General features: G+C 56.5%; 14 protein-coding genes. 12 read left to right on the top strand and 2 right to left on the bottom strand.

Annotated features, from left to right (window positions below; genetic code table 11):
• Positions 1-105: 105 nt before the first annotated feature.
• From AC6ROY_RS21630 to AC6ROY_RS21615, 4 genes are all read left to right on the top strand, one after another.
• Positions 106-1,803, top strand: a complete 1,698-nt coding sequence (locus AC6ROY_RS21630) for a molecular chaperone HscC (RefSeq protein ID WP_500102669.1) — start codon at positions 106-108, stop codon at positions 1,801-1,803.
• On the top strand, positions 1,803-3,872 hold the full coding sequence (locus AC6ROY_RS21625) for a J domain-containing protein (RefSeq protein ID WP_500102668.1): 2,070 nt from the start codon (positions 1,803-1,805) through the stop codon (positions 3,870-3,872). The genes AC6ROY_RS21630 and AC6ROY_RS21625 overlap by 1 nt, the downstream gene beginning before the upstream one ends.
• 29 nt (positions 3,873-3,901) lie before the next feature.
• Positions 3,902-4,555, top strand: coding sequence for a DUF1266 domain-containing protein (locus AC6ROY_RS21620; protein WP_500102667.1), 654 nt, complete (start codon positions 3,902-3,904; stop codon positions 4,553-4,555).
• 157 nt (positions 4,556-4,712) lie between these two features.
• Positions 4,713-10,799: an immunoglobulin-like domain-containing protein gene (locus AC6ROY_RS21615; protein ID WP_500102666.1), complete on the top strand. Its 6,087-nt coding sequence runs from the start codon at positions 4,713-4,715 to the stop codon at positions 10,797-10,799.
• A gap of 178 nt (positions 10,800-10,977) precedes the next feature.
• Here the strand turns inward: AC6ROY_RS21615 and AC6ROY_RS21610 are convergent, their stop codons facing one another.
• The gene (locus AC6ROY_RS21610) at positions 10,978-12,228 is read right to left on the bottom strand and encodes a response regulator (RefSeq protein ID WP_500102665.1); all 1,251 of its coding nucleotides are present in this window, start codon (positions 12,226-12,228) and stop codon (positions 10,978-10,980) included.
• Positions 12,209-15,178, bottom strand: a complete 2,970-nt coding sequence (locus AC6ROY_RS21605; RefSeq protein ID WP_500102664.1) for a hybrid sensor histidine kinase/response regulator — start codon at positions 15,176-15,178, stop codon at positions 12,209-12,211. The genes AC6ROY_RS21610 and AC6ROY_RS21605 overlap by 20 nt, the downstream gene beginning before the upstream one ends.
• Positions 15,179-15,537: 359 nt before the next feature.
• Here AC6ROY_RS21605 and AC6ROY_RS21600 point away from each other — a divergent pair, with 359 nt between their 5' ends.
• From AC6ROY_RS21600 to AC6ROY_RS21565, 8 genes are all read left to right on the top strand, one after another.
• A complete protein-coding gene (locus AC6ROY_RS21600) occupies positions 15,538-15,927 on the top strand; it encodes a LytR/AlgR family response regulator transcription factor (protein WP_500102663.1) in 390 nt (129 codons plus the stop codon).
• A 117-nt stretch (positions 15,928-16,044) separates the two neighbouring features.
• Complete coding sequence (locus AC6ROY_RS21595; RefSeq protein ID WP_500102662.1) at positions 16,045-17,439, top strand: S-layer homology domain-containing protein; 1,395 nt, start codon at positions 16,045-16,047, stop codon at positions 17,437-17,439.
• Between the two features lie 27 nt (positions 17,440-17,466).
• Positions 17,467-19,527, top strand: coding sequence for an immunoglobulin-like domain-containing protein (locus AC6ROY_RS21590; protein WP_500102661.1), 2,061 nt, complete (start codon positions 17,467-17,469; stop codon positions 19,525-19,527).
• 706 nt (positions 19,528-20,233) lie between these two features.
• Positions 20,234-21,349 (top strand): SPFH domain-containing protein, encoded by a 1,116-nt coding sequence (locus AC6ROY_RS21585; RefSeq protein ID WP_500102660.1) that lies wholly within the window; start codon positions 20,234-20,236, stop codon positions 21,347-21,349.
• 351 nt (positions 21,350-21,700) lie between these two features.
• A complete protein-coding gene (locus AC6ROY_RS21580) occupies positions 21,701-22,612 on the top strand; it encodes a DUF6612 family protein (protein ID WP_500102659.1) in 912 nt (303 codons plus the stop codon).
• A gap of 158 nt (positions 22,613-22,770) precedes the next feature.
• The gene (locus AC6ROY_RS21575; protein WP_500102676.1) at positions 22,771-23,328 is read left to right on the top strand and encodes a nitroreductase family protein; all 558 of its coding nucleotides are present in this window, start codon (positions 22,771-22,773) and stop codon (positions 23,326-23,328) included.
• Positions 23,329-23,597: 269 nt separating this feature from the next.
• On the top strand, positions 23,598-25,055 hold the full coding sequence (locus AC6ROY_RS21570; protein ID WP_500102658.1) for an SWIM zinc finger family protein: 1,458 nt from the start codon (positions 23,598-23,600) through the stop codon (positions 25,053-25,055).
• 25 nt (positions 25,056-25,080) lie between these two features.
• Positions 25,081-26,949, top strand: a complete 1,869-nt coding sequence (locus AC6ROY_RS21565) for a HEAT repeat domain-containing protein (protein ID WP_500102657.1) — start codon at positions 25,081-25,083, stop codon at positions 26,947-26,949.
• Positions 26,950-26,962: the final 13 nt, after the last annotated feature.

Genomic DNA, 26,962 nt, shown 5'->3' with positions numbered 1-26,962 from the left:
CCAGTTCATCTCCCTTTGAAAGTTAAAGATTTACAGCTGCCCTGCCGATATAGGAACTGTGGAAGCTAAATATTACAAAAGAATAACATAATGGAGAATACGGCCATGACCATGATTGGTATTGATTTGGGTACTTCGAATAGTCTTGTAGCTTATTGGACGGACAACGGTCCGGAAATTATTCCGAATGTCCTGGGTGAGCGGCTTACCCCGTCCGTCATCAGCATCGACGAAAACGGCGAGGTGCTGATCGGACAAATCGCCAAGGAACGACTGATTACGCATCCCGACCGATCGGTTGCGGCATTCAAACGGTATATGGGCACGGAAAAAGCATTCCGGCTCGGCCAATATTCGTTTACGCCCGAGGAGCTGTCTTCGTTTGTTATCCGATCGCTGAAAGCGGATGCTGAAGCATTTTTCGGGACAGAGGTGACGGAGGCCGTCATTAGTGTCCCGGCCTACTTCAACGACGCCCAGCGCAAAGCGACGAAGCATGCGGCGGAAATCGCGGGCTTGAAGGTTGAGCGGCTGATCAGTGAGCCGACGGCGGCGGCGATCGCTTACGGGCTGCATCAGGAGAAGGAGGATACGAAATTCCTCGTCTTTGACCTGGGCGGAGGTACGTTTGACGTGTCGATCCTGGAATTTTTCGAGGGTGTGATGGAGGTGAAGTCCATCGCCGGTGACAATTACTTGGGCGGCGAGGATTTTACCAGGCAGCTCGTTTCATTTTTCAATGAGACGCATGGCATCGACTTTCAGGAGCTGGACTACAAAGAACGCTCTGCGCTGTTCAAGCAGGCTGAGGTGTGCAAGCGCGCTTTGAGCATGGAGCCGGCCGGGAGGATGAGCTTCAGAAGAGGCGAAGAGTCGCTGGAGCTTGAGGTGGACCGCTCGAAATTCGAGCAAATTTGCAGCCAGCTGATGCTGCGGCTTCGCCATCCGATGGAGCGTGCGCTGCGCGACGCATCCTTGCAGCCGGATGATCTGGATGCGGTCATTTTGGTCGGGGGCGCAACGCGGATGCCTATCATCAAGTCGGTTGTCAGCAAAATGATGGGACGGCTGCCGTTTTCGCAAATTAACCCGGACGAGGCGGTAGCGCTGGGAGCGGCGATTCAGGTTGCACTTAAAGAACGGAATGAGGCGCTCAAGGAAGTTGTGCTGACGGATGTATGCCCGTACACGCTCGGCACAGATTATTCCAAGCAAGGGGCCGACGGCTACGAAAGCGGCTTCTACAAGCCGATTATTGAACGCAATACGCCGATTCCGGTCAGCAAGGTGGAACGTTTTTATTCGGTTCATCCGCTGCAAACGCACATTGGCGTCGAGGTGTTTCAGGGGGAGAGCCGCCGGGTGGAAAATAATATCCGGCTCGGCGGCTTCGAGGTGCCCCTGCCGGCAGCCTCCAGCGAGACGCAGGCGATTGATATCCGGTTTACTTACGACATTAACGGAATTTTAGAGGTTGAGGTGACGATTGTCTCTACCGGGGACAAGAAGCAGCTTATTATTGAAAAAACGCCGGGTGTGCTGACGCCGGAAGAAATTCAGGACCGGTTGCAGGAGCTGCGGGACATCAAGGTGCATCCCCGCGAACGGACGGAATACCGGCTGCTGCTGGCCAAGGGAGAGCGGCTGTACGAGGAATCGCTTGGGGAGAAGCGGGACCAGGTCCGTTTTTACCTGGAAAAGTTCGAGAGCTTGCTAGGTACACAGGATGAGCAGCGAATTAAGAAGGGCGCCGCGGATTTCAAGAAGGAGCTGCTGCACTTTGAGAGGTGGCTCGACTACTGATGACGGTATGGGAACGGCTTGGGATCGAGCCAACGAAAGACGTCACGCAAATTAAGCGCGCTTATGCGCGCAAGCTGAAAATTCATCATCCCGAGGATGATCCGCAAGGGTATCAGCTGCTGCGCGAAGCCTACGATGAGGCGCTCAAGCTGGCCAAGCGTCCGGAGCCGCTTGAATTAGAGGATGATGAAGAGGAGGACGAGGCGGATTGGAGCAGCCACCGGTGGAATCGGTCGAACGAATCTGGCGATTCAGCCAACCGTCCGCTGGGTCAGGCAGGCGAACGATCGCAGGCAGCAGGGGGCGGGGCGGCCGAAGAACAGGACGCATGGGCGGAGGAACAGATGCCCGTTCACGGAGGGCCGCGCTTGGTTGATCCCGAAGCAGCGGAGACAGGGGATGAGCTTGATGCGGCGACCGGAGTCCCACGGCTGGTTGTACCCGATGAGGCTATGGAGGAAATCAATCCGGTTCAGACCTTTCTGGACCGGGTAGCCGCGTTGTACGGAGAATTTTGGGCCCGGATTGATACCGACCGCTGGGTCGAGCTGATGGACGACGACGTGTTGTGGAGGCTGGATCAGAAGCGGACGTTGAGTCTGCTGCTGCTAGATTTTTTGGAGGAGCACGAGCAGCTGCCGCAAGCGGTATGGAAGCTGCTGGACGAAGCCTTTCATTGGCAGGAGCGCATCCGGGAGGAGCCTGACGTCAGGGAACGTTACGAGGCTTCATTTCTGGAGCATCTGTCCAGACAGTTGTCGGAGCCCGGCTTGCGGTTTTCGGGCTTCGATCCGAACGCGCCGCTGGCTGACTACGACCCATTTCTGCGTTTGCGGGAGCGGGCGTATCGGGCGCTGCAGCGCCAGGACCTGGATACAGCGGGTCAAGCACTGCACCAGGCGTACGCGATCTACGCGAGCGATCCTGACCTGCTCCGCCTGATGGTGGAGCATGCGATTCGTACCCAAGATGCCGAATGGGCGCTGGCGCTGGCCGGTCGCGGCATCCAGGCAAGTCCCGACGAGCTGGACTGGTATGTGTATCGGGCGCGCATCTGGTACGATCAGCAGCATTTTAAGGCTGCGATTCAAGAGTGCAGCCGTATTCTGGACAAATACCCGGATAACACGGCGATCCGTTGTCTGCTCGGTCAATGTTATCTGAAGCTTGGTGATCACACTGCAGCAATCCGCGAGCTGGAACAGGTATTGAACACAGATCCGCATCATCCGCTTGCGATTGTCAGCCTGGCTGAAAGCCGCTATAAGCTGGCAGAGCTGCTGGAGCAAAGCGGGGATGCCGGCAAATTGAAGCTGCAAGAGCTGCAGCAGCAGCTGGGTTATGGAAGTCAGGCATCGAGACTGCGATTGTTCTTTGCCTTTTTACCGAAGGTGAAGCTGGCGCTGCTTGTCTTGATCATCGTAGGAGTTCATTGGTTCATCGGAAATTCTCTGCACGAACAAACAGGATTTACCTTCAAGCAATGGATCGCAGGCGAGGCGAAGGTGAAGCCGGTTACAGTGGCTGCAATTAGCAGTGCGGACGAGCTAAAGCCAGGCGAGGGACTAGTCCAGTTTATGCTAAAGGATGCGTCTTTCATCGGTGTGTTCGCGTATATCCGCAAGGATGAAAAAGGCGCAGAACGGGAGGAGTTTATCCGTTACGATCAGTCGTCCCGGGAAAACGGCAAGCCGAGCAAGGAAGTCCCGGACGGCTGGGTGTATGCGGGTTATTTGGGGGAGCGCGTCGTCACTGTCATCGCGGATGCGGCTGGCGCAACGCAGCTCAACAAGAACAAAGCGGCGCTGCTTACAAGCCGAGTTGTGGACGCTTCCGTTCAAAAGCTGCCGCAGCTTGCTCAGGATATGTTCAAGCTGCCGGGGCTGGCCAAATATAAAAACGCTGCGGTTGTTGACACGGCTTATCTGGATGCGCGGGTGTCTGTGCCAGTCCAGCCGGAGCAGCCGAAGTTTCCGGTGCCAACGCTGATATTTATGCTAGTGCTGGCGCCGCTGTACGCACTTGGTATTCGGATGATGCTGAACAGCTATAAGGCAGCTCAATTTTAAGGCAACGAGAGCAGAAGGGAGGTTAGCGGATGTCGGAGACGGCAAGGGAACAGGAGGAAAGTCTGGAGCGGTACGCCCGCGCGTTGTGCTGTATCTGTTTTAGCGGCAAAACCGCAATCGGGCTGGCACTTCAGCAAACTTCGGTCAGCTTCACCTGGTATGACCAGATGCTGAAGCAGTGGCAAATTAATGATGAAATTGCCTGGAGCGGCGCTTTAGCCTGGCTCAGGGATACGGGGCGCCGGGCTGGCTACGAGGAGCGTGCGCAGCTTCTGTCATCGTTTTCAGCAGCAGAGCGAGAGCGATACGTCCAGGCGGAGCAGGCCAAGCCCGGCGACCATACCGAGCTGCTGCTTGCGTACCATTACATGAACCGGCTCCCGTCCGGCGGCATCGCCGCTGTGGATTATGCATGGGGAGTATTTTTATGTCGTGCCGGTCGGGAGTATCGCTCCTATCCGAAGGAAAAGCATGATGAGTTTCAGCTCCAATTCGCTCAGGCTGCCCAGAGCGCGTACGGGAGCTGGGGGGAATATTTGGCCGGATTTGCTGCAGGCGTTCAATTTGTAGATAAGGATATGTCGTTTGCTTATACCCGTAACAACCAGACAAATTTGACGAGGGTGCTCGCTTCCAAGCAAAGCTTGTTTCAGCAGGTGGACTGGAATCAGGAGCTGGGATAGGCATATTGGGTATAATGTCTCATAAATAGTAGATGTCTGGAGTGTAATGGGATATAATCCCTATGATACCTTGGGTATTTTTGTATGGTTTAGGTAACTAGGCCGACGCGATGGAGCGTGTAGAGACAGATCATGAACAGGCAGGAGGAATAACGGAATGAACAGGCAAACAGGCCGGAGTCGAATCAGTGCGCTTCTTGTGTTTACGCTGCTGTTCAGTATGCTGATGCCGCTTGCGGGCTTCGGCGCTGCTGCGGCGCAATTCAAGGATGTGGCAGACTCGTATGCCAGCCGGGAAATTCAAGAGCTGGTCGATCAAGGCGTGATCAGCGGATATGAGGATGGCTCCTTCCAGCCAGCGAAGGCGATGAGCCGGGCTGAGCTGGCGAAACTATTATCGGTATCACTGGGCTTGACCGAAAATCCGGAGCAAGCGGCCGCATTTGCCGATGTGAAGCAGGATGCGTGGTATCGCGGCTTCGTCGGGGCGTTGGTCGCGTCCGGCATCACGCGGGGCACTTCGGCGACAACCTTCTCACCGGAATCCCAGGTGACGCGTGAAGAGCTGGTTGTGCTGTTTATCCGCGCCTTGGGGGTGGAGAAGGAGGCGCAGCAGGCGGCGGCGACAGACGGACTGGCCGATCTGTCGGACGTGTCAGATTGGGCGCGTGCGCATGTGTCGCTTGCCTTCCGGATCGGATTTGTAAACGGCATTGAGGGAACGGACGGGCATCTGGTATTCCAGCCGAAGGCTGCAGCGCAGCGGCAGGCACTTGCCAGACTGGCGTATGAGTTCAAGGCGAACCGCGCGACATGGGTCGGCAAAGCCAAGGAGCTTGTACAGCAGCCGGAGCAGGCCGTGGCCGGCGTAGCTGTGGTTAACAATAACATCGTCGAGGTCAGCTTCAGCCAGGAGCTGGATCAACTGGTTGCGTCGCATTTTACATTTGACCAAGGGCTGACTGTGCAAAAGGCTGAATGGAAGGCGGGCAGCAAAACAGTCGTTGTGCTGACAACGTCTACGCAAGCTGCAGGCAAGGTGTACCAGCTCAGCTATAAGGGCCAGCTTACCGGGAAAACCTTCACCGGAGCAGCGGCTGCTTTCGGCGGTGGTGGCGGAGGCGGCGGAGCTGCTGCGCCAAGCAATCCGGGAACTGCGCCGCTGACGGACTTGGACAAAGTGAACCTGGGAGGAACCTACGAGACGCTGACCGTCAAGTCGTCAGGTGTGGTAGGTCCGGCGGATGGGGCGACGAAAACGACCATTACCGGCACGTTAACGCTGGACCCTGGTCCGGATGGCGAGATTACGCTGCAGAACGTCGATGCCGCACAAATCATTGTCGCTTCCGGCAGCTCCAATTCGATCAAGCTGAAGCAAACGGTGATTAAAACGCTGAAGGTTGCCGCAAGCAATCAGTCGAAGCCGGTACGGGTCGAATCGCTGGAAGGCGCGAGTGTTGCGCAGACGGATGTGCAGTCGAAGGTCATTATGGAGTCGAGTGCCGGAAGCCTGGGCATGATCAAGATCGGTTATGGCGCGGCTAATCAGGAGATCGAGCTGCGAGGCACGCTGCAGGGAGGCGTGACCGTCGACAGTCCGGGCGCGACGATCAAGCTGGCGCCTACGCAGGCGGGGGCGAACACAACGGTAGCCTCCCTGAATCTGGGGGCTGACGCCAGCCTGGTTACGGCAGCAGGCACGACGCTCAGCAACGTAACGATTACGGCCCCGAATGCAAAAATTGCGCTGGCCGGAGAAGGCGCCGTCAGCTCGATTACGGTAGCTAAAGAAGCGCAAGGTGCGACACTGAACCTGACGAATACGAAGGTTGCCGCTATTCAGTTGGACGCCAGTGTCAAGCTGGAAGGCGACGCAGCTACGATCGGTGCGATCAAAATCACGCCTAAGCCGGGCGTTATTGTGGAAGCCGCAGATAACGTCATTCAGATGTTAAAGGCAAACGCGATTGCCGCCATTGCGGCAATTCCGGACTTTACGGCGTATTCCGCCGAGGTGGAGGCGCAAATTACAGCGGCCGAGATCCTCGTTGTCAATACGGTGCTGTTGGGCGTGGATGCCGCCCAGATCACAGGCTACAGCGTCAAGCTGCCTGAAGCGAAGGCTCGAATGACGAAACTGGCGCTGGAAGCGGCGGCTCAAGCGCTGGCGATCGGCTATGCGGACGAAGATGCCGCGCAAGCTGTGACACGGTCGCTGACGCTGCCAACAGCCGATCAGCAGCGCGGTGTTCAGATCCAGTGGACAAGCTCGCATCGGGAGGTTATTGCTGCTAATGGTACAGTAACTCGTCCTAAAGTCGGCCTAGCTGATGCGGTTGTTACGTTGACGGCTGTGCTGTTCAAGAACGGTGTGGAGCGGACTGTTGAGCAAGTTGTGACCGTGCTGGCGCTCAAGTCAACGCCGACAGAGCCAACGACACCGACAGAGCCGCAGATTGCGTCGTTGACCGTGCAGCCTGACAACGTGCTGCTGACGGTGTATGGGCAAACCAGCCAGTTAGAGGTGGCGGCCCGTTATAGCGATGGGCAGTCGCGCAAAGTAACGCAGGAAGCACAGTATGAGACGGGTGGTTCGAGTGTAGCGACAGTGAGCGATTCTGGACTTGTGACCGCAGTTGCCAACGGGAGAGCCGAGCTGACCGTTGCTTATGGCGGACTGAAGCAGGTTGTGCCAGTGATTGTGCAGCATGATCCGTATAAACCGATCTTGTCTGCGCTTAGCGGTGATGAGCAGGTCAAACTGGAATGGACGTACGTTCCGAATACCGTTAGCTACCAGGTGTATAGCTCAACGGTCAGCGGCTTCTATCCTGAGCGGCCGACAACGGTTTACAGCACGACTTATACGGCTTATAACCTGACCAATGGACAGACCTACTATTTCATGGTGAAGGCGGTCAGGAGCGGACAAGTATCAATCTCAGACGAAGTGAGCGCCACGCCGGTAGCCAGACCGCAATCTGCAAAGCCGACGGTGACGGGGGTTGTGTACAGCCACGGCTGGAAGCTGAGCGGTACGGCGGCTCCGTACTCGACGATTAGACTTTCGAAGCAAGATGGCTCTTCTCTCGACTCCATGAACATATATGGTACAGGGGACTATAGCTTGTATGTGCTTAGTCCAGCCTATGTACAGCTTTCTCAGGGCGAAGAGCTGCTGTTGACTGTAACGGAAAGTAACAAGCGTCCTAGCGAGCCTATACGGCTTGTCGTACAGTCTGTTAGCGGTGTGACCGATCAGCCGACGATTAGCGGCTCTGTATATAATTTAGGGAGATTCAGTGGTATGTCGCGTCCAGGCGCTGCTGTTGTCCTGAGTAGTGTTTATGGAGTGATCTCTTCGCAGATCGCGGCGGAGGATGGCGTGTACAGTTTCGGCTCAGGTTACTTTTCTGTTGGTGACAAGCTGAGCTTGACGGCGATTGAATTCGGAAAGGGAGCAAGCGAGCCGCTATCAATAACGGTACAGGTTGCTCCTAAAACGGCTGCGCCTGTTGTGACGGGTGTTGTATATACGAATGGATGGATGCTTGAAGGAACGGCTAATGATCCATTAAGTGGTGGTGTATCCATTCGACTCACTCGGTCGAACGGCTCTTATTTGGATCAATCATGGACATCGAACGGAAAATTTCAACTTAGGTCCAGTACCAGCTTTGATCCATACAGTTTCGGACTGCGTGCTGGTGAAGAAGTGCTGCTCACGGCCGAAGCCTATGGACGAAGGACGAGTGATCCGGTCAGGCTGGTCGTGCAGCTGCTTGGCTCGGCAACCATGAAGCCTACTGTAACAGGTACCGTGTATGAGTTAAGCGACCTCAGCGGCTATGCGGATCCCGGCTCTCTTGTCAAGCTGGAAGTTGCGAATATGTATCCTTCTTCGATCTTTGCCGATACCAAGGACGGCTCATACAAGTTCTATACGTCAGACAGGTATGCAGCCGGGACCGTGCTGGCGCTCAGTTCCGTCGTGATTGGGAAGACAGTAAGTGAAACGGTATATGTAACGGTTCAAGCCTCGCCCAAAACCGAGCTGTATACGGTAACTGGCGCGGTATATTGGAATGGCTGGCAGCTCAGCGGGCAGGCGGAAGCGTCATCTGCTAATAATAATGTGGAGATAACGCTGACAAGTGCTAACGGAAATTACTTGGCAAGCACCTACGTACAAAGTGACGGCAGCTTTTCCCTCAGACAGCAGTACGGGCAGGATTCTTTTTCTCTGCTGACAACGGGCGAAGAAGTATGGGTAACGGCCCGTAATCGGAGCAAAAAAGCAAGCGACCGCTATAAGCTGATTGTCCAGCCGGTTAGCGGAAAAACTGCAGCGCCAAGTGTGAGCGGAGATGTGTACGAGGGCATCTCTAGCAGTCTAAGCGGCTATGCCGAGCCAGGCTCCAGGATTGAGGTAAGGGGCGGGTCTGTCTCTATATCGTCTCAAACTGTGGCAAGTGACAAGGATGGCTCTTATCAGCTCGACTTCTGGTGGGGGATGACGCCGGGAACGAGGCTGGAAATTACGGCCACATCTCTGGGTAAATCTGTAAGTGATGCGGTGTATAAGACGGTAATGCTTCTCCCGCAGACGGCAATGCCTGTTGTTACCGGGGCCGTGTATGCAAATGGATGGAAGCTGAGTGGCACGACGGAGCGTTCGGCCTCCAATAGCTGGACATACGTAACCTTGAAGCGCAAGAATGGTTACGAACTGCATTACCGCTATGTTAGCGAGAGCGACCCATTTACGCTGGAATCGTTATATACTGACGATGAGGGACTGACAGTCGGCGAGGAAGTGTACTTGACCGCGCGAGCTTCCAATAAGAAGGAGAGTGAGCCTGTCAAGTTTGTTGTACAGCCATTGAGTGGTCAGACGGCGGCGGTGATGACCGACTTAGTGAATGATGAGGTCATCACGGGCTGGGCACCGTTCGGTGCGCATGTAATCCTGAAGCTGGAAAAATCACAAAGCGAGCACCTCCGAACAGCCTCGTCATCGGACGGTACGTTTATATTCGAAAAGATAGGCATGAACGGTTACATGCGAGCGGGGGAGCAAGCGACCCTCATAGCTAACGTAATCGGTATGGCGGCGAGCGAGCCTGTCAAGGTTACCGTCGCTGCGGCTCCTGTAAGTCAGACGCCTGTCGTGACAGGTGCTGTCTATACGAATGGATTAAGGCTCAGCGGATCTATGGAGCCGACTGTTGATGGCAGCAAGTATTCCAACTTTTTACGAGTCAGCAAGGCGGATGGTACGTCAATTAGGAATTTATATGTAACGCAGGATGGCAAGTTCGAAGCAAGCTTCGATCTGCTGGATTCGTATTATGGGCTGAAGAGTGGTGATGAAATCCAAGTCAGAGCCTATGTTTTCGGCAAGAAGCCAAGCGAGCTGGTTACACTCACTGTGCAACCGGTACAGGGTCAAACGGCTCCGCCTGTTGTGAAGATAAGCACGGAAGCGCTGATCGAAGGTACTTCAGAGCCGGAAACCATTCTTACGGTTAGCAACGGGTGGAACACTCATATGATCTGGACCTCTAGGAGTGGCTCATTCAGTCAAAGTTATTACGGATACCAGTACTGGAAGGCCGGTGATCAGCTGACGGTTACAGCAACCAGATTTGGTCAGGCGGCGAGCGAACCGGTTGTGGTTACTATTCAGGCGGCGTCAGCAGCAGCCAAGCCTTCTGTGCAGGGAGTCGTTTATACGAATGCATTCAGCTTGTATGGAACGGCAGAGCCATCTATGTATTCGTATATCGAGTTGAACAGCAATCTGACCGGCTTCTCTCTTGGCAGCGGCTACGTAGGGGATGACGGGAATTTTTCCAGGACGGCTTTGATCCATTCGAGTTCAGCTATACAAGCGGGAGACACTGTTTATGTGCGGGCGCGTGCACATGGCAAGCTGCCAAGCGAGCCTGTAGCCTTTGTCGTTCAGCCTACGGTGGGTCAGACAGACATGCCGACGATTGTTGAGGATGAAGGCAACGCCAACCACTATCATGGGGAAGCGGAGCCGGGAGCGCTCATTATGCTGGAAAATGAATCTTTAGGAACTTATCAAGTTGCTGAAGCGTCGGCAGAAGGAAAGTATACACTTTACTTATATCCGGACGGATACAAGCCTGGGCATCAGCTTTCACTGAAAGCTACAATGCTTGGCAAAGCGACCAGCGAACCGGTGCACATTACGCTTGTAGCAAGTCCATAGTCGGTTTCAACCGCAACAGCAAAAAAGCTATCAAATCCCGCGAAACTGCGGGATTTGATAGCTTTTTTAATTGCGTTTTCTAACGAAATCAACTGGAAGACGGAGCGAACGCAGCGCGGGTTGGTTCATTCCTCTCGAAAGGTTGAGCAACCAGTCAATCCTTTCGAGCGAGATTCAATTACTCTCCATCCCCACTCACACCGATATTCTGCAGCCGCGCCAGCATCTGCTCAAACAGCCGCTCCGTGGATGGCTGAGGAGCGAGGCCTAACTCCCCGCGCAGCAGCTCGGTCAGCTTCTGGTAGTGCCGGATCAGGGCAACCCGCTCTTTGCGGCTGAAGTAAATTTGCAGCTGCAGCTCATGCAACGTCTCATCCAGCGGCGACTTGTCAAGGGCGCGTCGTATGGCCGTCGCCGCTTCGGCATAATGGCCGAGGTGGAGCCAGTAAGCCGCCAACCGTCTCGACAGGCCCGTATACAGCTCGCGGTAATATTCTCGGGACGATTCACACCAGTCGTAATCAAGTCCCAGGAATAGCTCGCCTTGATGGGTATCCAGCAGCTGCTCGTAGTCGGCGGCAGTGCTGGCTGTAATCGGCGTCATGTCGCGTGCGCAGCGCTCCAACTCGTCCAGATCGCAGCGCAGCGGCTCCAGGCTCATCCGGTAGCTGCCGTGGATAAACACGATATTTGCCTGGATATTGGCCGCTTTTAAAGTTCGCCGCACCTTGTACAAGGTGGTGTGCAGATTGGAATGAGCCTGCTCCTCGGTCGCATGGGGCCAGAGCTTGTCGATCAGCTCCCATTTGGGGACGACCGTGTTTTGCTTGAGAAGCAGGTAAGCCATCAGCTCTTCAGTTTTGGCGGTTCGCCATTTGACCGGCTGCGCCTGCGGACCGACAGTGATCGTGAAGCCGCCGAGACATGTAATACGCGGGGAATGGTCGAGTACTACCGCTGCAGCCGCTGCCTGTTCATCCGGCAGAGCAGCATCGTTGACCGCATCTGTTGACCGCGTATCGTACAGCATGTTGGATGGCGCATCGCTTGTGCGGCTGCCCTCCGGCATACGTTTCCGCTTAAACAGGCGATCCACCGTAGAGGCCAGCTCACCCGGCTGAATCGGCTTGAGGATGTAGTGGATGGCATTCAGCTTAAACGCCTCCAGTGCGTAGTGATTGTAAGCTGTAACAAACACAACCTCAATATCATCATTAATGTGCTGCAGATGCTCAACGAGCTCCAGGCCGTTCATTAGCGGCATCTGGATATCGACAAAAGCGACATCCGGCCGCAGCTCGGCCGCAGCGGCCAGAGCTTCTCGCGGCCGCGAGAAGGAGCCGGCGATTTCAAGCCGCCCGTCCTCCTCCAGCAGCAGCTTCATGATGTCCAATGCGGGCTGTTCGTCATCAACGAGGAAGGCTTTCATGGGATAACTCCTCTGTCTGAAATGGAATAACATAGGAAACGGTTGTTCCGACGCCGGCGGTAGACACAATGTGCAGTCCGGCCCCATATAAATGAAGCAGCCGTTGGTTAATGTTCGCCAGGCCGATCCCTTCGCGACTCGGCAGCTTGGCGAACACTTCCGTTTGCTCTTTGGGCGAGAGGCCGACACCGTCATCCTCTACGGTGATCGCCAATTGACCGTCGGCAAGAGCTGCCTTAAGCCGCACGATTCCTCCCTGCTCCCGCTTCATGATGCCATGGTGGATGGCGTTTTCAATGAGAGGCTGAACGGTTAGCGTCGGAATCATCGCCATCATCGTCTCGGGTCCGGCATGCAGCTCGAAGATCAGCTTGCTGCCGAAGCGCGCTTGCTCAATCGCCGTATAGGCGTTGATCAAATGCAGCTCCTTTTCGACCGTCACGAAAGCGGACGCCTCCTTGAAATCAAAGCAAGCCCGCAAGTACGAGCTGAACTCGGTCAGCAATCGTCTGGATCTGGCATGGTCGGTATAGCTGAAGGACAAGATCGTATTCAGCGCGTTGTAAATGAAATGCGGCTTGATCTGCGCTTGCAGAAACGCCAATTCCTTGGATAGCAGCTCGCTCGCAGCATGCTTGAGCTGAATGAGGGTGCGAACCCGGCTTTTCATCTCGATCATATCGTAGGGCTTCAGCAAAAAGTCATTGGCGCCTGCCTCAAAGCCCGCCGCCAAATCATCGTAACGCGACAGTGCGGTCACCATCAGCACCGGCAGCTCCAGCAGCGAGCAGCGCTCCCGCAGTCGGCGGCATATTTCATACCCGGAAATGCCCGGCAGCATGATGTCGAGGATGCACAAGTCAAACGCATGGGGCACGGACAGCAGCTCCAACGCCTCATCCGCGCTGCTGACAGCCGTGACCTTGTAGTGCTCCAGAGTAAGAATATTCGTTAACGCGCGCAGGCTGCTGAACTCGTCGTCCACCGCCAAGATGCGGAAGCGGCGACCATGCGGCAGCTCGGCAGCAGGCTTTTCCGCTAGCTTTATAGGCAGCTTTTCCGCCGTGCCGAGTCCGGTCAGCTCCGTGCCAGGCCGCTGTTCGACCAGCTCGGGATTGCCTGCGGGCAAGGAGAAGGTCATTCGGGTGCCGTGATTGAGCTGCGAATGAACCCGGATATCTCCGCCATGCAGCCGGACAAGCTGTCGACTGATCGGCAAGCCGAGGCCAACGCCGTTATGCACCCGGGTCAAGCTAGGCTCCAGCTGCTCGAAGGACAGGAAGATGTTCTCGTGCTGATCCTGTGCGATCCCGATCCCCGTATCCTCGACAGATATAAACACCCAGCTGCCCCGTCGCTCGGCAAATAATGTGACCGTACCGGAGGGCGTATATTTCACCGCATTGTCCACCAGATTGTACACGACTTGCAGCAGACGATTTTCGTCGGCATGCACATAGTAGGTATCCGGCGGGATTCGGTTGATGATCGACAGCGCTTCCGGCATGCGGATAAAAGCAAACAGCTCCACGACAATGTTGACCACCGTATAGCAATCCTGGTGCGTAGGCTTGAGGCGCAGGTCATGATTTTTCATTTTCGAGTAATCCAAGATATCATTGACCAGCGTAGAAAGCCGCTTGCCGATATCCCGGACGAGCTTCAAGTCATTCGCCTGATCCGGAGACAAGCTGCCGCCCGCGCCCTCAAGCAAGGAATGGGAAATATTTATGATGCCGTTCAGCGGCGTTTTCAGCTCATGCGACGTCTTGGCGAGAAATTCGTCCTTCAGCTTGTCCAAGCTGGACAGCCGGTCGGATAAATTGCTGATCGTCTGAAAGGCCGTCGTGTACTTTCTTGACATGTATAACGCCTGGGACATCAAAATAATCGGCTGCGCAATCGGCCAAATAAAGTTGGATTCGAGCGTCCAAATGTTGTTCAGCACGTTGACGATCACAAAATCGAGTACGCCCATAATGGTCAGCACCAGATAAAGCGCGCCGTCCACCTTGTGCCAGATGGCCTTGCCCAAATACCAGCTGTTGATCATCATAACCAGCACGCCGAACAAGCTAAGCCCCTGCACGAACGGGGCGTAATAGCTGGCTGATGTCGTTAGTACAGCTACAGCGCAGGCAAGCGATAGCCATGTAATGGCGGCCAATACACGGCGCGAGTACAGCTGCGGGAAGGAATGATACACATAATGTGCGAAAAAGCCGAAGGTGCCGAGGGCCGAAATATCCTCAATATACAACTGGGTGAGCACGTTCATCTCGGGAATCATCTGCATCAGCAGCCGCTCGGAGTGCGTCATCACGAACACGGTCGTCGAAAAAGCGCTCAGCGCAAAATAAAGCAGCTCCCGGTCCTTGCGCCGCTGCAGATAAAGTCCGCTGAAATATAAGCTGATAGAAAAAAAGCCGGAAGCAAGCGCGCCATCCACGGAGAGATTAAAATGATGATGCCCGGCAACGGCTTCGCGTGTTCCTAGCGAAATCGGCTGCACAATGCCGCTGTCGAAGCTCATCGAGCTGGCGACCTGCACGACAATGTCCACCTCGCGCCCCTGCAGCTCAAAGGAGCCGGAATAGGGCACATTGCGATGGTAGATCGCAGCGGGGTCCAGACTCGGTGAGCCGCTTGAGCCAAGCAGCTTCCCGTTCACAAACATGCGGTTCGAAGCGCGAATGTTGGTCGTCTTGATGCCGAAGGTACCTTGGTTCACGGGCATTTGTATGCGCAGCCGATACGTGCCCGCCCCCATCACCTCTGGCTGCTCTCCATCAACACGGGCCTTTTCCCAATTGGACGGAACACGAGCAAGGCCCGGATTGTGGACGCGGCCTGCGGCGAAATCTTCGGGCGTCAGCAGCTGATCCCAGTAAAATTCCCAGTCCCCGTTCAGCTTCACGACCTCGGAGGAGGTTGGCGTCCAATCGGACAAGTCAAGAACCCCCTGCACAGCCTTGGGGCTATAATCCGTGAGCTCCTGATGAATCGGCAGCGCCAGATTGAGGAAAACAAGCGCCGCCCCAAGGACCGTAACAACTTTCAGAATCAGGAAGTTTGGCAATTGAAAGGGAAGCTTAAATGACGGACGCCTTGAAAATGGGAGCTTAATAGGAAAACAACCTCCGAGTCTGAATAAGTGTAGTTGGTTCTAGTGTAACAGACGGCGTCAGGACGAACAATTGGGAAATCCGGTGCGCCATGCTTTCGGAGACCGGCTTTGCTTGTCCAGAAATTGTCCAGAGGCCCCTTGTATAATTAGGGTTATTCTGGAGATAGGATGGCGGCAAGCGGATGCTAAAGGCAATAATTGTAGATGATGAGCAGCCTGCAGGCAATTGGCTGAACCATCTGCTGTCCGATGACGGGCGAATTTGTGTTGTCGGCTGCTTCACGAAACCGGAGGAGGCGCTTGCCTCGGTATCCGAGCTGAAGCCAGATGCCGCTTTTGTCGATATCCGGATGCAGGTGATGTATGGACCCGAGCTGATCTTCCGGCTGCGTGAGCGTGAGCCTGCGATTGAAATCGTATGTGTCAGCGGATTTGTGGAATATGCATTGCAGGCCTTTGAGCTGCAAGTACTGGATTTTGTGCCTAAGCCGGTCTCGCCGGAACGGATTCAGCGCACGGTTGACCGCCTGCTCAAGCAGCGGTGGCGCCAGGAGAGAAGCAGATTGATGTAAATGAGTCCCCGGCTGGCTTTTTCTCAGTGACGGGTCGAGCAATTTCTCCTATAATGACAGAGACATGCTCAGTTGGGAATGCATGGATTTCGGTTCAAACGGAGGATTGACAACAAGATGAGAGGTCGATTTACGCAAAAAATAGTAAGCTGTCTGACATCGACGGCGCTGCTGGCCACGTTGCTGCTGCCTGCGGCTGCGGCCTTAGCAGAAGCAGGTCAGGAGCCCGCCTTCACAGACCTTGACGCTTCGTATGCGAAGCAGGAAATAGCCGAGCTGGCGGCAGCCGGTCTGGTGACGGGCTATCCGGACGGCTCCTTCCAGCCGGCCAAGCCGATCACCCGGGCGGAGCTGGCCAAGGTACTGGTGCTGCAGCAGCAACTCACGGAAGCGCCGGAGGCGGCAGCTTCATTCCGGGATGTGCAGCCGGACAGCTGGCATCGCGGTTATGTTGGCGCTTTGGTACAGTCAGGAATTACGCAGGGGACGTCCGCAACTACGTTTGCCCCTGACGCGCAGGTGACGCGCGAAGAGCTGGTTGTTTTCCTGATTCGCGTGCTCGGACTGGAGCAGACGGCGGCGCAGCTCCCGCCAGCGGCGTTATTCAGTGATCAGGCGGACATATCGGACTGGGCGTTGTCCGCCGTGTCGCTGGCTGCACAGATTGGTTTGGTGCAAGGGCTGGACAACCCGGAGGGTACGCTTCGCTTTCAGCCCAAGCAGCCCGCCGAGCGTCAGGCTCTGGCCCGGCTTGTGTATGCGGTGCAGCAGAATGGCCTGGAATACACAGCTAAAGGTCGAGCATTGACAGCGAAGCCGGAGCAACCGGACGCCGGTAAACGGTTGATCCGAGCCATTACGGCGCTGTCGTCCACTTCGATGGAAGTAACCTTCAACGTTCCGGCTCAGGATGTGAGCCAGGAGCAATTTTCCTTCGAGCCCGCGTTACAAGTGACCGCAGCTTCGCGGAAAGCCGGAAACGACCTGGTTGTTGTTCTGACGACCGAAGCCCAAAGCGCAGGCAAAACGTACAAGCTGAGCTACAAGGGCGCTGCTACAGGATTGAGCGTAACGGGCGCTTCTGCGCTGCTCGGCGGCGGTGGGGGCGGAGGCGGGGGAAGCGCGTCCGCAGCGCCGGGCGCATCGGCAGTGGCGCAAGCGCTGGCCAGCGGCCAGCCGCAGCAAACGTTGACCATTAACGCATCCGGCAGTTATGGACCGGCGGACGGCGCCGTTACGACGGTACGCGAGCTGACCGTCGATCCCGGCGCGAGCGGCGAAGTGACGCTGCGCAATATTAATCCGGAGCTGCTCGTTGTCAAATCCGGCAGCTCGAACTCCATCAAGCTGTCTCGTACGGTGATCAAGCAGCTCAAGGTGGATGCGAGTGGGCAGCCAGGGGTTGCTGTCAGAATCGAGGCGCAGGATGGGGTCGAAATTTCCAGCACGGAGATCGCATCCCAAGCGATCGTGGAGTCCATATCGGCTTCCGGGTACTCGGGCAGCATCTAGCTGACTGCCGGAGCAGCCGGGAGGACGGTGACGTTTAAAGGGAACATTAACGGTGAAGTGACCGTTGAAGCGCCGCAGGCGCAGTTGAAGGCCGAACCTCCGGCCGACAGCAGCGGACTGCGGAGGACGCTCGTCAAGCAGCTGGTTATGAAAGCAAATGCCACGGTCAACACACTTGGGGATGCTGCGTGGGAGACGATCCAGCTAGCGGCCCCGCAGACGGAGCTGACGTTGACCGGGGACGGTCGGGTCGGGCAAGTTCACGTCACAGAAGCGGCTGGCGGCTCCAGGCTTGTGCTGGGCAATCAGGCTAGGCTAGGCACGGTGAAAAGCGAAGCGCCTGTTCAAGTGGGCGGGGGCGCGGAAGCGATTGCGCAGCTCGCCTTCGACGGCCCGCAGGCGACGATTGACCCGGCTGTGGCCGCCGAAGCAAAGACCAAGGCGATTGCTTATGTCAACAAGCTGTATGCGGAGCTGAGTACAGATCTTTCCGATGCGGCGTTTGCGAAGCTCGAGGCGGCGGACAAGGCGTTTGCGACAGCGCAGAAGCTTGGCGTGAGTAGAGAAGATTTAAGTTCGGAAAGCCTGGATTTTTACAATTATGTGGCGAAGCAATTACAAGAAGCACTCCGTATTAAGGAGCAGGTCTCTATTCACTATGCTGAGGGAGACTCGGCAGACTCGGTGACGAAGCAGCCAACCTTTGTGAACGGGGATGGGCAAGATTACAATGTCATTTGGGGATCGAACTCTTCCGCATTTGGGCCATTCAACTTCGAGCGTCCAGCTTGGGGAGCAGGAGATGTGGAGGTTACGCTGACAGCAACGATTTATAATCGGGCTAACTATTTCACCAAAACCTTTAAAGTAACGGTCAAGCAATATGAGGGTCTGGTCAAGCAGGTCAGCAGCCTGCGTGCCGATCTGGTCGCTGTTGAATTCGAGTATCCAGTGGAGAAGCCGGTTGCCGGCGAATTCAGCTTTGATCCAAATCTGCAGGTGACAGCGTTGACGCATTATCCTCATTTCAAAAATGTCGTGTTGTTGACGGTGCAGGGGCAGGCGCGTGATACGCTGTACAAGCTCACTTATCAAGGCAAGCCCGCAGGGCCGACCTTGAATGGCAGTCTGGCAAATACCTGCTCGGCGACGACTTGCCCGATTCTGGGTTTGAGGGTGGACATTCCGATTCCGGGCGTCATGCTTCCGGGCAGCGTGAAGGGAGCGGTGTTCGACCATCATTTTAAAGGAATTGCCGGTGCAACCGTAACGCTGGACGGGACGGATCAGAAGCAGCAAACGAACGATCAAGGCTACTATTGGTTTAATGAAGTCCCGTCCGGCAAAACCCTTACAGTTACGGTAACGAAGGAGGGCTTCCTGAAGGCGACGTCGCCTCCCTTTACGCTAAGCTCCGCTCAGCATGTTGAGCTTGCAATACTTCGGCCGACTGGCAAGCCCGGGCCATTTGTCTTACTGCAGGAGTTCATGATTGGCTCGACTAAAGTCGTGTTTGGCCTCACGCCTGATTTCAATTTTAAAGAAATGAAGCTGTACAAGAATGGTGAGCTGGTAAAGCAATCTGACGGAGCGTTTACAGATTTGCAGCCCGCAACAACCTACACATTTGGGTTTCAGGCATGCAACGAGGCCGGTTGCTCTGAACTGGAAACCCGGGTTGTTACAACCAAGTCAGCACTGGAAATCGCAAGTCTGACACCGTATAACAGTGTGACCGGGCAAGTTTATGCCCCGTTGGATCGGAAAGTGGAGAGCAGACATGTGTTGCCCAAAGCAGCGCAGTCAGCTGATCAAATTTTGATTACATTTCAAGACCCCTTGCATCCTGACGCGAAGGTCATGGCGGAACTTGACTACGCTACGGCTGGTGTGGACCACTTGTTTTATTACGGGTCACAGCAGCTAGAGGGAACGGAACTGAAGCTGAACGGGCAAACGTATTATGCTGTTCCCATTGCAAATCGAGATAAGATCAGCGTTAGCTATACGTTGTACGGTCTGAAATACAGGCTTGCCGATCAGTGGTACGGTGTTGACTATATAAGCTACGACCTGTACTTCGAGTAAACAACTCTATTTCATACCACCATAGCAAAAAGACGATTGCATCTCTCCGCGAGCAGTCGTCTTTTTGCTTTCGCACAATTTCCGCGCAGAACCTCCCGTCGCCATACTTACGCCATGTTCAGAGCCGCGCGGGTCGGGGATAATAGCTTCTGTAGCGAGAGGCTTGGCGAAGCCGGAGCAGAGCAGCAATCCGGCAGCAGCCGGCCGTACCATCGGCGGGAACTTCTGACGTTCCGCAGTGCGTGTGAGCCAATAGGCGCGCGTATGCTGTACTTCGTTACCTACAGGAGGACATGGATCGGAGACAGGGTTCGATTCCCTGGTCGCGGGCACAGACTGCGGCGGCTCGTGGTGGAGCATCCGACGACAATTAGTTCGCTTGCCAGCGAAATCTATGAGAGGTGACTTCAGGCAGCGGCCTCAGCGTCTTCCGGTCGAAATAGCGGGCTTGAAGGCACGCTGGCGCACGGCTTTGCGATCCGCGGATGCCGCAGCCGATCCAGCCGGGTTCCCCCGCAATGAGCAACGGAGAGAACGCCAATGACCGCAAGCGGGTGACTGGCGGCTCAAAGACAGCCAGTAGCGGGGGCCGGTAAGGGCGGCTGCTCAAGCGGGATTCCGCTTGTGAGCCAGGAGGCTGCTTGACCTGAAGTCCCAACATCAGAAGAAGAACAAACGGCTATCCACTGCCGAAGGGGGCTTATAGATGCTAAAGAAAATCACGATTCGAGACGATGAGCGGGGGCTGCTGTTTCAGCGAGGCAGCTACCGCAAGCTGCTGAAGCCGGGGGTGTACAGGTTTGCGCCATGGTCCGAAGATACGGTTGAGATCGTCAGCCTGACGAAGCCGTTTGCGCCGCCCGATCGGGACCTCGGCTTGTTTCTCCATGACGCCGACCTGCTCCGCGAACTGGAGGTGGTGCAGATTGAGGATCATGAATATGTGCTGCGTTTCGAGGATGGAAAGTACGCCGGACTGCTGCAGCCGGGTCGCTATGCGTTCTGGCAGGTGTTGAAGGCCCATACGTTCTTGCGGGTGGACATTCGCCAGCCGGAGCTGCCGGCCAACCTGAATGCGGCGCTGCGTGTGAAGCTGGCGCCGTATTGTCAGGTTTTTGAAGTAGCGAATCACGAAGCCGGGGCGTTGTATTACAACCATGAACTGCAGCGGGAGCTACGGCCTGGAAAGTATTATTTCTGGAAAGGCGCGGTTGCCGTTACTGTCAAAACGGTTGATCTGCGTCAATTGCAGCTGGATATGACCGGACAGGAAATGATGACCGAGGACAAGGTGACGCTGCGGCTTAACTTCGTCTGCCAGTACCGGATCACCGATCCGCTTTGCGTGCTCGGCATCAAAGGGTTCGAGGAGCAGTTATATATCCGGCTGCAGCTGCTCCTGCGGGAATATATCGGCACGCTGAAGCTCGACGAGCTGCTGCGTATGAAGCAGGAAATCGCCTCGTTTGCGTTGTCCCGGCTGAATGAACAAAGCGAGGCGTTTGGCGCCCGCTTTCTGACGGCCGGGGTGAAGGATATCATTTTGCCGGGTGAAATCAAGGAAATTTTGAACACCGTGCTGCTGGCGGAGAAAAAAGCGCAGGCCACCGTCATCACCCGCCGGGAGGAGACGGCTTCAACCCGCAGCTTGCTGAACACAGCCAAGCTGATGGATGAGAACCAGACGTTGTACCGGCTCAAGGAGCTGGAGTTTTTAGAGAAAATTTGCGAGAAGATCGGCACGATTTCGTTGATGGGCAGCAATAATTTGCCGGAGCAGCTGAATGCTTTGTTGAGCGGAAAGCCGTCAAATTCTGCTTGATGGGCCGTCCGCCAAAGCCGCGTAACCAGATATGCCCACTCAACCTGCAGCTTCCGGCTGCGGGTTTTTGTTATTTGTCGGAGCAGCAGCAGTATGCCTGCCCCTGCCGGAAAGTCAGAACGTCAGCATAGTGTGCTGCTATAGACCCGGAACGTAGGGCCGAAGTCACAAATTTTGGTCGATAATGGAACTTTTTTCCGCAGCTGGCGTATACCGTGTGGCAGTTATAGAGAACAAGTGTTCATGCCGAAGGTTTAGAAATTGTGTCAGCAGCGTTTCGAAATGAGTTGTGGTGGTAAATAGGAGAAGATATCCAAACAAGTAAAAGGATAGAATCGGGAGGAACGAAGTGTGAAACGGAAAAGCAGATGGACGGTTGTATGGATGGCAAGTGTACTGGCGGTAGGTTTAGCCGCATGCGGCAGCAAGGAGGAGCCGGCGGCTGTAACCGGTTCGGGCACAACGCCTGCGGCCAATAGCTCTGAGGCATCGGTCCCAGCCCCGGCGTCGGCCCCTGTTGTTAAGGGGGTACCCGCTTCAGCAGAGCTGATCACGAAAACGATGGAAGCGAGCAAAAGCTTAAAGAGCTACTCGATGGACAGCCAGGTGAACCAGAAGCTTGCGATGACGCAAAACGGTCAAAAGCAGGAGCAGCTGATCCATATGATAATGAAGAGCGACATTATAAACGAGCCGCTGGCCATGTATCAGGAAATTAAAATGGAGATGCCTGGCGTGGGCGCGGGGAGCCAGGACATCAAGCAATATATTACACCGGAAGGCATCTACATGCAGACTCAGGGCAAATGGATGAAGCTGCCTGCCGACATGAAGGATCAGCTGATGCAGGCGGTACAGGCGCAGGCCAGTCCGGAGAAGCAGCTGGAGCAATTTAATGCCTTTGCGAAGGACGCCAAGGTGACGGAAAACGGCGATACGTATGTGCTGAACGTGACAGCATCCGGCGACGGCATTAAGGAAGCAGTGAAAATCTTTATGGCCAGCACCGGGACATCGGGACAAAATCCGCAGCTGGATGCGCTGATGAACCAGATGAATATTAAGAAGATGGATATGAGCTACACGGTCAAAAAGGACAGCTTTACGCCTGTTAGCACAACGGTGGATATGGTGATGGACATGGGCGAGCAAGGCCAGCAAGTGTCGATGGAAATGAAGATGGACAGCAAGTTTACCAACTACAATGAGGTGAAGCCGATTCAGGTGCCGCAGGAGGCGCTTGGCAGCGCCAGCGCGGGTTAACGAGCGCGGGTTAATGACGCCGGCTAATGACGGGGCAGCGGGAGAATACAGCTCTTGAATCGGGATGGCTTGTCTGTACATTCAGGTTCACAGTCCGCTGGAAATCAAGTAAACTAGGAGGGATTGGAAGAACGCATCAGGAGAGGAAGACAATGGACATGTCGATAACAGACATTTTGAAAAGCCGCCGGGCGGTTCGAAATTACGAGCCTAAGGAAGTGGAGACGGAGAACATTCACGCGCTGCTTGAAGCGGCGACTTGGGCGCCGAATGACCGGCTGCGGGAGCCTTGGCATTTTTACGTGATCCGTGGAGAGGCGAAGGAACGTTACGCGCAGCTTGCCCGCACCTTTCTGGAGGAGCGGTTTCCGACCAAGCCCCATCTGGTCAAGGATTCGCTTGCCGTTCTGGAGACGACGCCGCTGGTGATCGTGGCGACAGCCGATGTGGTCCCCGGCGATGAAGCGTCCTCCGAGGACAATGAGTACGCGGTCGCTTGCGCCATTCATTCCATGTGGCTGGCTGCCCAAGAGCTGGGACTCGGTCTTGTCTGGCGGACGCGCGGCATTGGACTGGTTCGCGATGAGCGTCTGCATCAATTTCTCGGTTCTCCGGAGAACCGTAAAATCGTCGGTACGATTTTTATCGGCTATCCGAGCGGAGAGGTCGAAGCGACGAAGCGTACGGCGGCTGAAGCGAAGACGACCTGGCTGTAACGGTTTGATGATCATGGCTTGGCTGTCATGACTTGGCGTCATGCCACGGCTGGAAGACCCGCGCGAGTAGGCCGATGGCTCACTTTTCAGTGGTCGGAGGCCCTTCCTGCAGGCAGCCAAGCGTGATTGAGCCGCGTTGAAAAAAATAAGCTTGCAGCAGACGGAGGCGAGCCTGGCAAGGCTCCGTCCCGTGATGCCGTATGGCAGCTGCAGCAAACGTGAGCGTTATCGAAATAAAGGGAGCAGTCCCGGGTGGCGAGAGGTATGCGATGGACCATGTGACGGATTCGTATGTAGATAGTTTGGCTCCGAATGCGGCTGCAATGAAAAACGGCAAGGATCTGGTGCGGAAGCGCAGCTTCCCGCTGTTATGCCGCTCGGAGGACAACACGCTGCTGTGGGGAGATTGCCAAGGCAGCGGCAAAACGCCTTACCGCTGCTCGGTGGACTGGATGAAGCCGGACAGCCCGGTATTCCGCTGCACATGCCCGAGCCGGCAATTCCCTTGCAAGCATAATTTGGGCTTGTTGTATGCATACAGCGGGGGACAGGTGTTCGTAATTGCGGACATTCCTGAGGATATTCAGGAGAAACGCGAGAAGGCGGAAAAGCGCGAAGAGAAACGCGAGGAGAAGAAAAAAGAGCAGGCGGCCGCACCGGACACGGGAGAGGCGCCTGCCCCCAAGCGCAAGGTAAGCAAGGCTGCGCTGGCCAAGAAGCTGGCGGCCCAGCTCGAAGGGCTGGAGCTTGCCGAGAAGCTGCTGCAGCAGCTTGTACAATCCGGGCTTGGTACGGTGGACAGGCAGACGCTGCGTACCGTAGATGCGCAGGTGAAGCAGCTCGGCAACTTTTATTTGCCCGGCGTGCAGCATGCGATGCGCGACATTGCGCAGCTGCTCCAGCAGGACGAGCGGGATAGCCTGTATTCGGTTGTGATTGAGCGGCTGACGAGTCTGCACGTGCTGCTCAAGAAGGGCAAGGCTTACCTCCAGGCGCGGCTGCGCGAGCCGGAGCTGGCGATGGATGCCGAATCGACACTTGAGGAGGCGCTGGGACATGCCTGGCAGCTTGCCGAGCTGCGGGAGCATGGCCGCGTCCGGCGGGATACGGAGCTGCTGCAGCTGGCGTTCCGCTCCTACAGCGCGAGCGCCAGAGAAGAATATATTGATGAGGGCTGCTGGCTGGAGCTGCAGAGCGGACAACTGCATGTGACCCGGACGTACCGGCCGTTTAAGGCGGCCAAATATATTCGTGAGGAAGATTCCGAATTTCGCGTCGTCCATGCGAAGGAGCTGCTTGTATATCCGGGCGAGCTGAATACGCGGGTACGCTGGGAGGAAGCGTCGCTGCGGGAAGCGGGAACGGCGGACTACCGTCAGGCGCTGGAGTACGCGCAGCCGTCGCTGGCCCAGGTGATCCGGCTGGTGAAAAACCAGCTGAAGGCTCCGCTGGCGGACAAGCACCCGGTGCAGCTTGTGCGCTTCGCGCGGATCGTCAAGACGCCGTCGGCTTATGTGCTGCTGGACGGGCAGAGAGAACAGCTTGCGCTGGCCGATCTTCCTTACATCGGCGTGCCGACCGTGCATTTGCTGGACATGGTGAACCGGGGCTGCCTGCTAGATCAGGCGATGCTTGTCATGTTCGCCCATGACCTGCAGAGCGGCCGGCTGACGGCGCAGCCGCTCAGCATCGTGACGCCGGAAGCTGTCGTGCGGCTGCTGTACTGACTTTGGAAAGCTGGGAGACGAAGCGATGAGGATAGACGTATTGTTCGAGCTGCAGCATGAAGTAAGGCGGTTAATGATCGCGGGCAGCGGGCTTGGCGCCGGTGACGTCCGGCTGCGCCAGCGGCTGCCTGCGCTGCAAAGGCTTGGTGAGGCGGCTCCGGTGTTCCGCCGTCTGGAGCAGGCGGTGAGCGGGGTGCTGGAGGCAGAGCCCGGGGAATCCGCCTTCCGGCTGCTGGAGCTGTCAACGCTGCTGCATGCGGTGATGTACACGCAAGGGCGATCCGGTGCGGACGGGGAGCAGGCGCCGGTGGAGGGAACAGCTACGGCCTTGAGAACCGCTCAGCCTTACCGCAAGCTTGCTCCGTTTCTGGAGGCGATTACCCAGAAGGGTCAAGGAAGACTGGAACTGCTGCGGCAAGGGGCCGAGGAAGCGTTGTTTGTCGATCTGCGTGTGCCGTCAGCCGCTGTGGCGGCGCTGGATGACAGCTATGCGGAGGTACCGGAATTTCTCCAGAAGCAGCTGATTCCGGCGCTCGGACGGGAGGCGCTGCCTGCCCTGGAGCGGCAATGGAAGCTGGAGGGCGGTCGCGGCGACGCTCGGCGGCTGGAGCTGATCTATGCGCTGCATCGCCATACCCCCGAAGGGCTGGCGACGCTGCTGCAGGCGGCGCAAGCCGGCTCCCAGGAGGTGTGCGCAGCGGCGGTTCGGCTGCTGAGCGACTATCCGGAGCAGGAGGACTATTTGCTGGAGCAAGCCGACGATGGAAAGAAGGAGATTCGTCAGGCGGCGCTGTTTGCTTTGTCGCAGCTGGGTACGCCTGCCGCCGTCGAGCGGCTGCTCCGTGCGCTCCGTTCCAAGGATTACGAGCTGGCTGTTCAGCCGATCCGGGAGTGTGCGGCCGCGGAAGCGTTAACGGATGCGGTCATCGCCTATGGCGAAGAGTCGCTGGAGCTGCTGCTGCGGCTGTTAGCCGGAGACCAGGCGGCAATGGCCGAGGCTGTCGCCAAGTCCGGCGGCAAAAAAGGGGCGAAAACCGTCGCCGCACCCGCCGCCGAAGCGCTGCGTGCGATTCAGGACCAGGACGAGCGGCTGCGCAGCGTTATTTTCTGCCTGGAGGGCAGGCGGCTGCCTGGCGTGGTTGTATTTCTCGGCCGCCTGTTGGCCACACCGGAGTTTATCAGGCAGCAAACGGACCTGACCCAGGATGCGGCGGCCGAGCTGCTGCTTGAGCTGGAGCTGCCGGAGGCGGATGCCGTGCTGATCGGGCTGCAAACCGCGCACAAGCGCCGCTTTATCGCGTACAGCTTCCGGGCCGGGTTCCGTACGCTGCCGCCGGAGGAGCTGTATGCTCGCTATGAGCCGGAACTGCAGGACAAGAAGCAGACTGCCGCGAAAAAAGTGCTGCGTACGCTGCACGGCTTGGCTCCGGAGTTTGACGGGCGGCAGCGGTCGGAATCCGGCGCGCTGGAGCCGTACCGGCTGCCGATGGACAGACCCGGCATGGAGCGTTGGGACAAGCGCTGGGCGGCGCTGCTCGCTCGTATTGACGAGGAGGAGCTGGCGAACCGTCTGCTCCGTGAGCCGGACCCGGACGTTATCGGCTACCTCGCCGGCAAATGCCGCTCCAATCCCGATGCCAGCGACGACCGGACCGCCTACTCGCTGCGGACGCTGGTCAGCCTCGGGGTAAGCGAGGCGCCGGAGCTGATGATGACAGCGCTGGAGAAGCGAAGCCGTGCCTATTATGTGCACCATCTGCTGATGGAGCTGCTGCCTGCGCTGCCCGGCTCGTATGCGGAGCGAGTGCGGCAGCTGGCCAAAAAAGCGACGTATACCGCGGTGAAGGAGCAACTGCTTGAGCTGGCGGAAACGCTGGAAGCGAAGTCGGAATAGGCCGATACGGCCA

The sequence above is a fragment of the Paenibacillus sp. sg306046 genome (assembly GCF_059821225.1).
This window is presented reverse-complemented; position numbering and strand designations above follow the sequence as displayed.